This window comes from Marinobacterium aestuarii, assembly GCF_001651805.1.
In the GTDB taxonomy this organism is placed as follows: Bacteria; Pseudomonadota; Gammaproteobacteria; order Pseudomonadales; family Balneatricaceae; genus Marinobacterium_A; species Marinobacterium_A aestuarii.
In genome coordinates, this window is record NZ_CP015839.1 from 4,816,080 (window position 1) to 4,829,923 (window position 13,844).

Sequence of the window (13,844 nt, forward strand, 5' to 3'; positions counted from 1 at the left end):
CTGAGCCCCGCCCAATCCCGATAAAACCTAATTCAGGTAGCCTTCAGAGGCGCTTTATCGGAGAATAGGCGGTCTGTATATCCGCAAAGAACATTACCTTAGTGAAACACAAGAGGCCTCACATGCGTCGTGTCGTTGTTACAGGTATGGGGATTGTGTCCTGTCTGGGCACCGACAAGGATTCCGTCCTCAGCGCCCTTCAAGAAGGACGTTCCGGTATCAAATTCCAGGAAGAATACAAGGAACTCGGCTTTCGCAGCCAGGTTGCCGGCAGTATCGACCTTGACCTTGAATCCCTGATCGACCGCAAACTGCTCCGATTCATGGGCAATGCCGCCGCCTACGCGTACCTGGCCATGGACCAGGCCGTGAAGGATTCCGGCCTGAGCGAAGATCAGGTCTCCAACGTACGTACCGGCCTTATCGCCGGCTCCGGTGGCGCTTCATCCGCCGATATCGTTGAAACCGCGGACATTCTGCGCACCAAGGGCGTCCGTCGCGTTGGTCCTTACCGTGTCACCCGCACCATGGGCAGCACTGTATCCGCCTGTCTGGCCACGCCCTTCAAGATCAAGGGCGTGAACTACTCCATTACCTCTGCCTGCGCCACCAGCGCACACTGCATCGGTAACGCCATGGAGCAGATCCAGCTGGGCAAACAGGACGTGGTCTTTGCCGGTGGCGGTGAAGAGCTGCACTGGTCCCTGAGCGTGATGTTTGATGCCATGGGCGCACTGTCCAGCAAATACAACGACACGCCGGAGAAAGCCTCCCGTGCCTACGACGCCAACCGTGACGGCTTCGTCATCTCAGGCGGCGCCGGCATGCTGGTACTCGAAGACCTCGAGCACGCCAAGGCGCGCGGCGCCAAGATCTACGCCGAACTGGTAGGCTATGGCGCAACCTCCGACGGCTACGACATGGTTGCACCGTCCGGCGAAGGCGCCCTGCGCTGCATGCAGCAGGCGATGGCTACGGTTGAGGGTCCAATTGACTACATCAATTCCCACGGCACCTCTACACCGGCCGGTGACATCCAGGAACTGAAGGCAATGAAGATGGCTTTCGGCGACAAAATGCCGACAGTCAGCTCCACCAAGTCGCTGACTGGTCACTCCCTGGGTGCTACAGGCGCACAGGAGGCGATCTACTGCCTGCTGATGCAGGAAAACAACTTCATCTGCGCCTCTGCCAATATCGACCAGCTCGACCCGGAAGCCGAAGGCCTGCCGATCGCCACCACGCGCATCGACAATGCCAACCTGGAACGCGTGATGTCCAACAGCTTCGGCTTTGGCGGCACCAACTCCACCCTGGTGTTCGAAAAGTACAAGGGCTGAGCTTAAGCCTGCGCACTGCCTGAATTGCCAGCCACGAAAAAGCCGCTTTTTAGCGGCTTTTTTGTGCTTTCACTATAGATACAGCAACTCAGGCACCGATCTCGCGCATTTCCTGCTCAATCCAGGCCACCGATTCGCGGTGCACGTCATCGACGCTGCGCTCCACCGTCGCCAGGGGCGCACCGATACGCACCTGCACTACCCCTGGAAACTTCACAAAGCTCTTGCCCGGCCAGTAGAGCCCCGCATTGTGCACTATGGGCACAACCGGCACCTGGCTGTCGACCGCGAGCATGGCGCCACCCTTGTTGAATCGCCCCATCTCACCCACCTTGACCCGGGTTCCCTGGGGAAATATCAGCACCGGCACCTGCTGCGACAGACGATCACGCCCCTGACTCAGCAGCTGCTTCAAGGCACCACGGCGCTGACTGCGATCCAGCGCAATGGGTTGCAGCATGGCGAGCGCCCAGCCGAAAAAGGGCAGCTTGAGCAGTTCCTGCTTCAATACCACCGACTGGGGGCGCACCAGCGTCTGAAAATACAGGGTTTCCCATTCGCTTTGGTGATTGGCCACCACCACATAGGCGCCGCTGCGGGGCAGATTTTCCAGCCCCGACACTTCAAAACGCACGCCGCAGCAAATGCGCAGCCAGATCATGTAAAAGTAATTCAGCACCGTAAACAGCTTGAAGCGGGGGCGGAACGGCAATGCCCAACCCACCAGCAGGCAAAACGCCGAATACAAAATGGTGACCGGATAAAAGCCGGCATAGAACAGGGTCGCACGCAGGTAATGCAGCGGTGTCGCTTTAGGCATTTTCAGCCTCCTGTAACCGGCGGGAAAAAGGCGACTTCATCGCCATCCGCCAGGGAGGTCGATACGCTGACCATTTCCTGATTAACTGCAACCAGCAGGTTCGGCGCCTTGAGCACTGCCTGCCAGCGCTCGCCACGCTCGGCCACCAGATAATCGATCAGCTGATCGACGCGACCGAGCGTCGCAGGACACTGCAGCTCCTCGGCATCCAAACCAAGCTGTTCCCGTACGCGGGCAAAATAAACCAACTGCAATTTCATCTTATTCCTCTACCTTCCAGTGCCCGCTCTTGCCACCTTTCTTTTCCATCACCCGCAGGCCCGAGATGATCATGCCGCGATCGACCGCCTTGCACATGTCATAGAGCGTAAGCGCCGCGACACTGGCGGCCGTGAGCGCCTCCATCTCCACCCCTGTCTGCCCGGACAGCTTGCAGGTAGCGGTAATTTCGATACGGTTATGTTCCGGCACCGGCACCAGATCCACCGCCACCTTGCTCAGCATCAGCGGGTGACACAGGGGTATCAGCTCCCAGGTCCGCTTGGCGGCCTGAATGCCCGCAATACGTGCCACCGCCAGTACATCGCCCTTTTTATGACCGCCACCCATAATCAGCTGCAGTGTTTGCGGCAGCATTTCTATATAGGCCTGCGCCACAGCTTCGCGGTAGGTTACATCCTTGTCGGATACATCCACCATATGGGCGTGCCCCTGGTCATCCAGGTGCGTAAGTTTGCTCATGGCGCCTCCAGGTTGCGCTTGTTGATCAGAGGGTTGGCATACATCTGTCGCATGATGTCCTGAGCACCGGGCTCCAGCTCATCCAGCCGCTGCTGGAAAGCCGCGCGCTGTTCGTCCGTGACCTCACTGGCAGCATCCGCCGCAATCAGGTTGGAGGAATGCAGCTGATAGTTGGCAATGATTTCACGGTCAATCAGGGCTGCCAGCGCCTCGGGGGACTCGAACTCCCCCTTGATGGGCTCACCAAAGGCGACATGCACATCCCCCTTGAGACCCGTGATGCCCTTGACGATACTGTCCAGATCTTCGTACTGCCCCTTGGCATAGCAGCCATCGCTGGCTCTGGCGTGCAGTTCCCGCGCCTTGGCGGCATCGCAGGGATCGTATTCGTAGGAAATGGACACCGGCACCAGATTCAGCCGGGTAATGGCCTCACCAAAAGAGCGCTGCTTGCGCTGGGACATGTAGAACATCTTCAGAATGGCAGGATCGGTGCGATCATTACCGTCCTTGGCACGCCCTTCCCGCTGCGCAATCCAGATGGAGGCGCCTTCACTAATGCTGTGATCGATATAGGCGGATAGCTGGTTCAGTGCCGTCATCATCTCGCGGCCACGGGCCGAGCGGTTGACGATAAAGCTCTTGTTGAGCCGCATCAGATCCGATACGTAGCCCTTGCGCAGCAGGTTGTCGCCAATGGCGATGCGCGCCGTATTCATGCCCGCCTTGTACAGCACCCAGTTAACGAACGCAGGATCCAGCGCTATATCGCGGTGATTGGAGATAAACAGGTAAGCCTCGTCCGGATCGAGCCGCTCCATGCCTGAACAGGTCATGCGCGTCGTACTGCGGACGATCATCTTTTCCATATATTTCGCCACGCGGGCCTGAAAATCACGAATCGTTTCCACATCGCCTATTTCACGCGCCAGCGCCATGCGCACCAGCGGGCGCAACAGCCAGCCAAAGGCTCCGGCCATGCGCGGAAACTGATAACGGGTCACAACCCGAATAAATTCTTCGTTATACAACAACCGGTTGAGCACCTCTGCCACTTCGGTGTCGCGGTACGGACGGATCTCTTTAAACGGATCCTGCAGCGCGGTATTGTCGTCGCTCATGGTGCTCTCTAATTATCGTGATTGGGTTCAGCTGGGCGCTATTTTACCCGCTGAGAGGGGCTTTTGCAGCGCCCTCAACCCAGCAGTTCCGAGAACGGAATAAAGCCCACCAGATCACCTTCGGCAACCCGGGTATTCGGTGACACAACCACCAGCCCCTGTGCCCAGCTGGCAGAAGACAGCACACCGGAGCTCTGGTTCGAAAATGGGCAGGCGCGCCCGCCCTCCAGCCGCGAACGCAGATACTCCTGACGACCACCCGGGCGAGGCCGCGCAAAGCCCGCCGGCACCTGCAGCATCAGCGGCGGCTCGACAAGTGCCCCCTGCAGGCGCAGCAGATAGGGCCTGGCCAGCAGACAAAACGTCACCAGCGCTGACGCAGGATTTCCCGGCAAGCCGAAAAAGGGCACCTGCCCCACCCGGCCATACGCCAGTGGTTTGCCAGGCTTAATCTGCAGGCGCCACAGACGCAGCTCACCGAGGGACTCCACCGCCGCCTTGACATGATCTTCATCACCGACCGAAACCCCGCCGGTGCTGATAACGCAATCCGCCTGGCTCGCAGCCTTTGTCAGTGCCGCCCGGGTCGCTGCAGCACTATCGGCCACCAGACCCAGATCCAGCACCTGAATGCCGAGCTGCCGCAGCAGGCCCGTCAGCAGATAGCGATTGGAGTTGTAAATCTGCCCAGGCTTGAGTGCAGTACCAGGTTCTACCAGTTCGTCGCCGGTACACAGCAACGCCACCCGCAAGGGCCGCGTGACCAACACTGTGGCAACACCGGTAGATGCCAGCACCCCCAGATCCGCTGGCTGCAGCCGCGTTCCCGCCGCGACCACCACGGCACCTGCGGCTATATCCTGGCCGCGCGGGCGTACATTGTCGCCAGCCTCTGGCTGCACGCTAAAATGCACCAGGCCATCCACAAGCTCGGCCTGCTCCTGCATCACCACAGTGTCGGCGCCTGGCGGAATTTCAGCACCGGTGAAGATACGCACTACCGTGCCAGGCTCCAGCGGTGCAGGCGCGGAACCTGCCGGAATGCGCTGACTGATACGCAGCCCCGCCTTCGCCGCATCGCCATGAAAGCAGGCATAACCATCCATGGCGCTGTTGGCCGCCGGCGGTACATCCACAGCCGCAATAACGTCCTCGGCCAGCACCCGCCCCACCGCATCCATCAATGACAGCCGTTCGACGCCTGTAATGGGTTGAACATCTGCCAGCAGCGCCTCAATGGCCTCCTCTACCGGTATCAGCCCAGGCTTTGCGTCAGGCGTAGCATCAGAGCCCTGCATGCCTTATACCTGTTCCTGTGCGTGACGCATCAGCATGTCGACGAAATTGCACGGACGATGCCGCTTGTCGAGCTGCTCGACAATAATGCGATCCCAGCCGGTACGACAGGCGCCGGTCGACCCCGGCAGGCAGAAAATCAGCGTACCATTGGCCAGACCCGCTACTGCGCGGGACTGGATGGTCGAGGTGCCGATTTCCTCAAATGACAGGCTGCGAAACAGCTCGCCAAAACCCTCGATCTGCTTGTCAAACAGCGGCTGCAGCGCTTCAGGCGTCGAGTCGCGGTGTGAAAAACCGGTACCGCCGGTGCTCAGCACCACATGGATGCTGGGGTCTGCAATCCAGGCGGACACCTGGGCCCGCAGCTGATAGACATCATCCTTGACGATGGTCCGCGCCTGCAGCTTATGCCCGACCGCCTCCAGCCGATCCACCAGCGTCTGTCCCGAGGTATCCGTCTCCAGCGTGCGGGTATCGGATACGGTCAGCACAGCAATGTTAAGTGCAACAAAATCTGCGTCGTCGCTGCAACGTCCCATAAAAATCTCCTGAAAATTGTTGAAACTGAATCTCTGTCAGCAGGCGCCCGGGCTGGCCAGGCGCGCCCTTGTGCGCAACAATGGCGCCCGTGCTACATAAAGCCCGACGCTGCGCGCCCAACACTTTGATACACAAAAAATTATTCCTGTATCAACCCAGAGCCACCCATAAGGAAAGAGCCTCACTGCCATGTACATGATCCTGAAACACCTGCACCTGGCTGCAGTCACCCTGAGCATTTCACTGTTTCTGCTGCGCGGCTACTGGATGCTGATCGGTTCAGGCTGGCAGAACAGGCGCCTGATGCGCGTTATACCGCACCTGGTGGATACCGTCCTGCTGCTCAGCGCCACGGGCCTGGCCCTGACGCTGCAGCAATATCCATTTGTGAATGACTGGCTCAGCGCCAAGCTGCTCGCCCTGGTGGCCTACATAGTGCTCGGCATCATCGCCCTTAAGCGCGGCCGGAGCAAGACCAGCCGCACCCTGGCCTTTGGTGCCGCACTGGTCACCTTTGGCTATATCGCCTGGGTTGCGGTCACGCGAGATCCGACGCCCTGGCATTAATACCAGGGCAGGCAGGGTTCTGGAGCAGAATCAGAAACGCTCGTACAGCTGGCGCACCAGGGCAACCAGTTCGCCACGCCAGGGACGCTGACGAATGCCGAAGGTACTGAGAAGCTTGGTGCATTTGAGCACCGAGCTGGCGGGACGCTCAGCCTCGGTGGGGAAATTTATACTGGCAACCGGCATCAGCCGCTCCACCTTGAGCGCCTCGTACTGGCTCGCCGTGGCGATGATGGCTTCACTGAAGGCGTAGCGGGTGGTGATCTCGGCGCCACAGTAATGGTAAGTGCCCCAGGCGTCGGCACCGCACTTGAGCTGTTTGACGATCGCCAGCACCACGCGGGCAACATCGGCCGCCGCCGTCGGGCAGCCACGGCGATCATCCACCGAGACCAGTTCCGCCTCGGTGCGCGCCTGTTCCAGCGTGCGAATCAGGAAGTTGTGTCCACTGCCACTGAAGACCCAGCTCACCCGCAGAATGATGTGCCTCGCATGGGCGCGACGCAGTAATTCCTCACCCTGCCACTTGCTTTCGCCGTAGACGCCCAGCGGGCGCACGGCATCGTTTTCACGGTATCCGCTGGCGTAGTGGCCATCGAAAACATAATCCGTGGAAAGGTGGATGAGGGGAATATCCAGCTCGGCGCAGGCGATTGCCAGCTGCTGCACCGCCTCGGCATTGAGACGCATGCAGTGCTCGCGCTGCTTTTGCGCAGCGTCGGCCCGGTTAAAGGCGGCACAATTGATAACATAGTCAGGCTGATGCTGTTCGAGCTGCTGACGGACCTTCGCCGTGTCCGTGATATCCAGCTGCCTGCGTGCCAGGCCGATCACATCAAAAAAGACATCCGCGCCCGCCTGGCCAACCAGCTCACGCCCGACCTGACCATTAGCTCCCGTTATCAGAATACGTGCCGGCCGACTGAAGTAATCACTGGCCATAATGCGATGTACAAACCTCCACTGGGAGCAGCAAATTCAGAAATACGCGAATGCGATGAAAGAATTTCACCTTACCACAGAACCCTGTCCGACAATACAGCCGCAGCGCTGTACTTTAAGCCCCTGTCCTGCCCCGATCAGGCGCCGCGCCAGCGGCCGCAACCCGGGTAACAGAAGGCCCCGCGGCGACTAATACCCCTTCCGTCCCCCACAGTTGCAGCCATGCAGCTAAGCTGCATTTAAAGGCTGAATGCCTTATATTATTTTCTGACTTCTGAGTCAGTTTTTGTTGACTTCAAAGTCAGATTTAATCTAAAGTCGGTCCATAGGCTAATAATTAAACACACAGCAGGAGGTTTTCCTTGATCAGGTTCTTACTCAATCAGGAACTGCGGACAGAGAACGATCTCGACCCGAACGTCACGGTCCTCAATTATCTGCGGGAAAATCTCGGCAAGACCGGCACCAAGGAAGGCTGCGCTTCGGGTGACTGCGGCGCCTGCACCGTCGTCGTCGGCGAGCTGGTGAACGACCGTATTCGCTACCGCACCCTCAATTCCTGCCTGACCTTCGTGTCTGCACTGGATGGCAAACAGCTCATCACCGTGGAAGGCCTCAAGCACCAGGGACAGATGCACAGCGTGCAGCAGGCCATGGTCGACTGCCACGGCTCACAGTGCGGCTTCTGCACCCCAGGCTTTGTCATGTCCTTGTTTGCGCTGCAAAAAAACAGCCCGCAGGCCGACAAGAGCGCCGCCGAAGAAGCCCTGGCCGGCAACCTCTGTCGCTGCACCGGCTACCGCCCGATTCTGGACGCCGCCGCCAGCAGCTGCACCGCCGCACCCCAGGATCAGTTTGATCAGCAACACGAGCAGACGCTATCCCGGCTGCGCGCCATTCAGCCAGATACCACCAGCACGCTGAACAGTGCCGGTCGGCAGAGCTTTTCGCCGCTTACCGTGGCGGATCTGGCCCAGCTGTACCAGGACAACCCGCAGGCCCGCCTGCTGGCCGGCGGCACCGACCTGGCACTGGAAGTCACCCAGATGCACCGCACCTTGCCGGTCATGATTTATGTCGGCAATGTGGCCGAACTGAAACAGGTCGAGACGTTTGATGATCGCATCGAGATCGGCGCCGCCGTGCCACTGACCGATTGCTACGACGTTCTGACCCACGAATATCCGGATTTCGGTGCCATGCTGCATCGTTTCGCATCACTGCAAATCCGTAACCAGGGTACCCTTGGCGGGAATATCGGTAATGCCTCACCGATCGGCGATTCGCCACCCGCCCTTCTTACACTAGACGCGCAGATCGTTCTGCGTCAGGGCAGCAGCACCCGCACCATTGCGCTGGCCGACTACTTCGTGGACTACCGCGTCACCGTGCGCCAGGAAGCGGAATTCATCGAGAAAATCATTGTGCCGCGGGCGCAGGGCCGTGACAGCTTCAGGGTCTACAAGATTTCCAAGCGCCTGGATGACGATATCTCCGCCGTATGCGGCGCCTTCGACCTGCGCATAAAGGACGGTCAGATCAGTGACGCCCGCATCGCCTTCGGCGGCATGGCCGCCATCCCAAAACGTGCCAGCCGCTGCGAACAGGCGCTGATCGGCAAGCCCTGGAATCAGGCCACCATTGAAGCGGCCGCCAAGGCCCTGGGTGAAGATTTCACCCCCCTCAGCGATTTTCGCGCCAGCAAGGAATACCGCGCGCTCACGGCCGCCAACCTGCTGCGTAAATACTTTCTGGAACTCAGCACACCGGAACTGGCTACACGGGTGACCGATTATGTCTAACCACAACAAGATCAGCAGAACTCAGGACGAAATGATGGCGCTGGTGCGCCAGGACCTGCACACCGGCGTCGGCCGCAAGATCCCCCATGAAAGCGCAGCCAAGCATGTCAGCGGCGAAGCGGTCTATATCGATGACCGGCTGGAGTTCCCCAACCAGCTGCACATCTACGCCCGCCTCAGTGACAGGCCCCATGCGCGCATCCTCAGCATCGATACCAGCCCCTGCTACCAGATGCCGGGCGTACGCATCGCCATTACCAGCAAGGACGTACCGGGTCAGCTCGACATAGGTGCCGTGGCGCCGGGTGATCCGCTGCTGGCCGATGGCAAGGTGGAATATGTCGGCCAACCGGTGATCGCCGTTGCCGCCGACAGCCTGGAGAATGCCCGTCGCGCCGCCATGGCCGCAGTCATCGAATACGAAGACCTTGAAGCCGTGCTCTGCGTGGAAGATGCGCTGAAGAAGAAACACTTTGTGCTCGACAGCCACCAGCACAAGCGCGGCGACTCCGCCCGTGCCCTGGCTGCGGCACCCCACCGTCTGCAGGGCAAGCTGCATATCGGTGGTCAGGAACATTTCTACCTCGAAACCCAGATCTCGTCGGTCATTCCCACCGAAGACGACGGCATGATCGTCTACACCTCCAGCCAGAACCCCACCGAAGTGCAGAAACTGGTGGCCGAGGTGCTTGACGTACCCATGCACAAAATCGTCATCGACATGCGACGCATGGGCGGTGGTTTTGGCGGCAAGGAAACCCAGGCCGCAGGCCCTGCCTGCCTCTGCGCCGTGGTCGCTCGCCTCACCGGCCAGCCCACCAAAATGCGTCTGCCCCGGGTCGACGACATGCTGATGACCGGCAAGCGCCATCCATTCTATGTCGAGTACGATGTCGGTTATGACGACAAGGGGCGACTGCACGGCATCGACCTGGTACTGGCGGGTAACTGCGGTTATTCACCGGACCTGTCGGGCTCCATCGTCGACCGCGCCATGTTCCATTCCGACAACGCCTATTACCTGGGCGATGCCACGGTCACCGGGCACCGCTGCAAGACCAACACCGCCTCCAATACCGCCTATCGCGGTTTCGGCGGCCCCCAGGGCATGGTCGCCATCGAATACATCATGGATGACATCGCCCGCACCCTGGGCAAGGATCCGCTGGAGGTGCGCAAGCACAACTACTACGGCAAGACCGAGCGCAACATCACGCACTACTACCAGACCGTCGAGGACAACATGCTCGACGAGATGACCGCCGAGCTCGAGGCCAGCAGTGAATACCAGCAGCGTCGTGAAGCCATTACCGCTTTCAACGCTGGCAGCACAATCCTGAAAAAGGGCATTGCCCTGACACCGGTGAAGTTTGGCATTTCCTTTACCGCCACCTTCCTTAATCAGGCAGGCGCTCTGGTGCATGTCTATACCGATGGCAGCATCCACCTCAACCACGGCGGTACCGAGATGGGCCAGGGCCTGAACACCAAGGTTGCGCAGATCGTGGCCGAGGAATTCCAGGTCGAAGTCGAGCGCATCCAGATCACCGCGACCAACACCGACAAGGTGCCCAACACCTCGCCGACGGCGGCCTCCAGCGGTACGGACCTCAACGGCAAGGCGGCGCAAAATGCCGCCCGCACCATCCGTGGCCGACTCGTCAGCTTCGCAGCCGCGCACTTCAAGGTATCCGAGGAGGATATCGAGTTCCGCAACAGCCACGTGCGCATCCGCGACAAGGTGATGCCGTTCGACGAGCTGATCCAGCTGGCCTATTTCAACCAGATCTCGCTCTCCAGTACCGGCTTTTACCGTACACCCAAGATCTACTACGACCGTGACAAGGCCGCCGGCCGGCCCTTCTACTACTACGCCTATGGCGCGGCCTGCTCCGAGGTGCTGCTCGACACCCTGACCGGCGAATACCGCATGCTGCGCACCGACATCCTGCACGACGTGGGCGCCTCCCTGAACCCGGCCATCGATATCGGCCAGGTCGAGGGCGGCTTCGTACAGGGCATGGGCTGGCTCACCATGGAAGAGCTCAACTGGAACCCCCAGGGCAAGCTGACCACCAACAGCCCCGCCAGCTACAAGATCCCGGCCGTGGCCGATATGCCCATCGACCTGCGTGTGCGCCTGGTGGAAAACCGCAAGAACCCCGAAGACACGGTGTTCCACTCCAAGGCCGTGGGCGAGCCGCCCTTCATGCTCGGCATCTCGGTCTGGTGTGCGCTCAAGGATGCCATCGCCAGCGTCGGGGATTACCGCTTCAGCCCGCACGTTGATGCACCGGCCACCCCCGAACGGGTGCTCTGGGGCGTCGAGCAGATGAAAGCCGCCATGGCCGAAGCGCCGGTGGTGGAAAACATTTAACGGCTCAGTCTATTAGGGCACAGTAGGAGAACAGACCATGAACCGGGTTGACTGGATCAGCGCACTGAACAAGCTGCGGGACAGGGGCGAGTCCTGCGTGCTGGTCACCATTCTGGACGAGCGCGGCTCCACGCCGCGTAACAACGGTACCAAGATGGTGGTTACGGCACAGAAAAGCTACGAGACCATCGGTGGCGGTCACCTGGAACACAAGGCCATGCAGATCGCCCGCCGGATGCTCAGCGATGGCGATACCGAAGTACGGCTGGAGAAATTCTCCCTGGGCGCCAGCCTCGGCCAGTGCTGCGGCGGCGCCACCTCGCTGCTGTTCGAGCCGGTACTGCAATCCGGCGTACAGATCGCACTGTTCGGCGCGGGCCATGTCGCCCGCGCCCTGGTAAACCTGCTGGCGACGCTGCCCTGCCGGGTGCGCTGGATAGACTCGCGCGACAACGAGTTCCCGGCGCAGATTCCGGATAACGTCGAGAAAGTCGTCAGCGAGTTTCCCACCGACGAGGTGGACGACCTGCCCGCCCACAGCTACTGCATCGTGCTGACCCACAACCACCAGCTGGATCTGGAACTGAGCGAGCGCATCCTCAAGCGCGGTGACTTCGACTATTTCGGCCTGATAGGCTCGCGCACCAAGCGCAAGCGCTTCGAGCACCGGCTGCGTGCCAAGGGCATGGACGATGCCCTGCTGGCCCGCATGATCTGCCCCATGGGCACGCCGGAGGTCAAGGGCAAGCTGCCGGCCGAGATCGCCATCGCCATCGCCGGCGAAGTGATCGCCCATTACAACGCCGACTTCGGGGCCCAGAAAAAACACGCCAAAGCGCCCCAGGCCCTGAGCATTTGCCGGCCCGCCTGAGCCGGCCCAAACATTTTTTCAAGCTTCAAGAGTGACAGACCCCATGACATCAGCACGCACGGCATACCGCGCCTCCATTCTCCACAGCATCGCCGATCCGGCGGAGGTGGGTATCGAGGCGTCCTACGAATACTTTGACGACGGCCTGCTGATCGTCAGCGATGGCCGCATAGAAGCCCTGGGCGAGGCCGAATCCCTGCTGGCCGAGCTGCCGGCGGGCACCGAGGTGATCGAACATGACAACGGCCTGCTGATGCCGGGCTTTATCGATACCCATATTCACTACCCGCAAACCGGCATGATCGCGGCCTACGGCGAGCAGCTGCTGGACTGGCTCAACAACTACACCTTCCCGGCCGAGCGCGAGTTTGAAAACCCGGAACACGCCGCCGAAGTCGCCGACGTCTTCATCCGCGAACTGCTGCGCAACGGCACCACCAGCGCCCTGGTGTTCGGCACCGTGCACAAGGCCTCGGTCGATGCCTTCTTCAGCGCCGCCGAACAGCGCAACCTGCGCATGATCGGCGGCAAGGTACTGATGGATCGCAATGCACCGGACTACCTGACCGATACCGCCGAATCCGGCTACCAGGACAGCCGTGAACTGATCGAGCGCTGGCACGGCAAGGGCCGGTTGCATTACGCCGTCACGCCGCGCTTTGCACCGACCAGCACCGACGAACAGCTGGCCAGCGCCGGGCAGCTGCTGCGCGAATACGACGGCCTCTATATGCACACCCACCTGTCGGAAAACCGCGACGAGGTGGAGTGGGTCAAATCCCTGTTCCCGCAGTGCAGCGGCTACCTGGATGTCTACGACCACTTCAACCTGCTGAGCGAGCGTTCGGTCTTCGCCCACGGCATTCACCTGTGCGACGACGAGTGCCGGCGCCTGTCCGAAACCGGCTCCGCCATCGCTTTTTGCCCAACCTCCAACCTGTTCCTGGGCAGCGGGCTGTTCAACCTGCCGAAGATGGAGCAGCACGGCGTTAACGTCGGCCTTGGTACCGATGTCGGTGCCGGCACCAGCTTCTCGATCCTGCAAACCCTGAATGAAGCCTACAAGGTCATGCAGCTGCAGGGCGCCAAGCTGAGCCCGTTCAAGTCGCTGTACCTGGCCACCCTCGGCGGTGCCCGGGCGCTGCGCCTGGAAGACCGCATCGGCAGCTTCGCGCCGGGCAACGAAGCCGATTTCGTGCTGCTCGACTACCACTGCACACCGCTGATGCAGTACCGCATGCAGCAGGCCCGCACCCTGGACGAGCGCCTCTTCGTACTGATGACCCTGGGTGACGACCGCGCCGTGCGTGCGACCTTCGCCGCCGGCCAGTGCGTACACCAGCGCGACTAATCAAAAGTCCTCGGAGGCCGCGGCCATGATGATGCTTCTGCCACAAAAAAGCCCCCTGCCTTACGGCGAGGGG

13 protein-coding genes are annotated in these 13,844 nt (G+C 60.5%); 6 read left to right on the forward strand and 7 right to left on the reverse strand.

Annotated features, from left to right (window positions below; all coding sequences use genetic code 11):
* Positions 1–122: 122 nt before the first annotated feature.
* A complete protein-coding gene (gene fabB / locus A8C75_RS21095; RefSeq protein WP_067386319.1) occupies positions 123–1,340 on the forward strand; it encodes a beta-ketoacyl-ACP synthase I in 1,218 nt (405 codons plus the stop codon).
* Between the two features lie 88 nt (positions 1,341–1,428).
* Here the strand turns inward: fabB and A8C75_RS21100 are convergent, their stop codons facing one another.
* The 6 genes from A8C75_RS21100 to moaB all read right to left on the reverse strand — a co-directional run bounded on the left by A8C75_RS21100 (position 1,429) and on the right by moaB (position 5,860).
* Positions 1,429–2,160 (reverse strand): lysophospholipid acyltransferase family protein, encoded by a 732-nt coding sequence (locus A8C75_RS21100; RefSeq protein ID WP_067386321.1) that lies wholly within the window; start codon positions 2,158–2,160, stop codon positions 1,429–1,431.
* 2 nt (positions 2,161–2,162) lie between these two features.
* A complete protein-coding gene (gene moaD, locus A8C75_RS21105) occupies positions 2,163–2,420 on the reverse strand; it encodes a molybdopterin converting factor subunit 1 (RefSeq protein WP_067386323.1) in 258 nt (85 codons plus the stop codon).
* Position 2,421: 1 nt separating this feature from the next.
* Positions 2,422–2,901, reverse strand: coding sequence for a cyclic pyranopterin monophosphate synthase MoaC (gene moaC / locus A8C75_RS21110; protein ID WP_067386325.1), 480 nt, complete (start codon positions 2,899–2,901; stop codon positions 2,422–2,424).
* Positions 2,898–4,022: a 1-acyl-sn-glycerol-3-phosphate acyltransferase gene (locus tag A8C75_RS21115; RefSeq protein WP_067386327.1), complete on the reverse strand. Its 1,125-nt coding sequence runs from the start codon at positions 4,020–4,022 to the stop codon at positions 2,898–2,900. The genes moaC and A8C75_RS21115 overlap by 4 nt, the downstream gene beginning before the upstream one ends.
* Positions 4,023–4,096: 74 nt before the next feature.
* The gene (locus A8C75_RS21120) at positions 4,097–5,320 is read right to left on the reverse strand and encodes a molybdopterin molybdotransferase MoeA (RefSeq protein WP_067386329.1); all 1,224 of its coding nucleotides are present in this window, start codon (positions 5,318–5,320) and stop codon (positions 4,097–4,099) included.
* Between the two features lie 3 nt (positions 5,321–5,323).
* Positions 5,324–5,860 (reverse strand): molybdenum cofactor biosynthesis protein B, encoded by a 537-nt coding sequence (gene moaB, locus A8C75_RS21125; RefSeq protein ID WP_067386331.1) that lies wholly within the window; start codon positions 5,858–5,860, stop codon positions 5,324–5,326.
* Positions 5,861–6,050: 190 nt separating this feature from the next.
* Here moaB and A8C75_RS21130 point away from each other — a divergent pair, with 190 nt between their 5' ends.
* Positions 6,051–6,428 carry a SirB2 family protein gene (locus A8C75_RS21130; RefSeq protein WP_067386333.1) on the forward strand — a complete coding sequence of 126 codons (378 nt, stop codon included), beginning with the start codon at positions 6,051–6,053 and terminating at the stop codon, positions 6,426–6,428.
* Between the two features lie 30 nt (positions 6,429–6,458).
* On the opposite strand, the gene rfbD is transcribed toward A8C75_RS21130, so the two are convergent.
* Complete coding sequence (rfbD, locus tag A8C75_RS21135; protein ID WP_067386334.1) at positions 6,459–7,370, reverse strand: dTDP-4-dehydrorhamnose reductase; 912 nt, start codon at positions 7,368–7,370, stop codon at positions 6,459–6,461.
* Between the two features lie 362 nt (positions 7,371–7,732).
* Between rfbD and xdhA the strand changes: the two genes are divergently transcribed.
* From xdhA to guaD, 4 genes are read left to right on the forward strand one after another with little or no spacing between them, the layout of a single operon-like run.
* Positions 7,733–9,172, forward strand: a complete 1,440-nt coding sequence (xdhA, locus tag A8C75_RS21140; protein ID WP_067386336.1) for a xanthine dehydrogenase small subunit — start codon at positions 7,733–7,735, stop codon at positions 9,170–9,172.
* Positions 9,165–11,549 carry a xanthine dehydrogenase molybdopterin binding subunit gene (xdhB, locus tag A8C75_RS21145; RefSeq protein ID WP_067386338.1) on the forward strand — a complete coding sequence of 795 codons (2,385 nt, stop codon included), beginning with the start codon at positions 9,165–9,167 and terminating at the stop codon, positions 11,547–11,549. Before xdhA ends, xdhB begins: the two co-directional genes overlap by 8 nt.
* A gap of 37 nt (positions 11,550–11,586) precedes the next feature.
* Positions 11,587–12,420, forward strand: a complete 834-nt coding sequence (gene xdhC / locus A8C75_RS21150) for a xanthine dehydrogenase accessory protein XdhC (protein ID WP_067386339.1) — start codon at positions 11,587–11,589, stop codon at positions 12,418–12,420.
* A 43-nt stretch (positions 12,421–12,463) separates the two neighbouring features.
* Entirely contained in the window at positions 12,464–13,771 is a 1,308-nt protein-coding gene (gene guaD / locus A8C75_RS21155) for a guanine deaminase (RefSeq protein ID WP_067386340.1), read from the forward strand.
* Positions 13,772–13,844 lie beyond the last annotated feature (73 nt).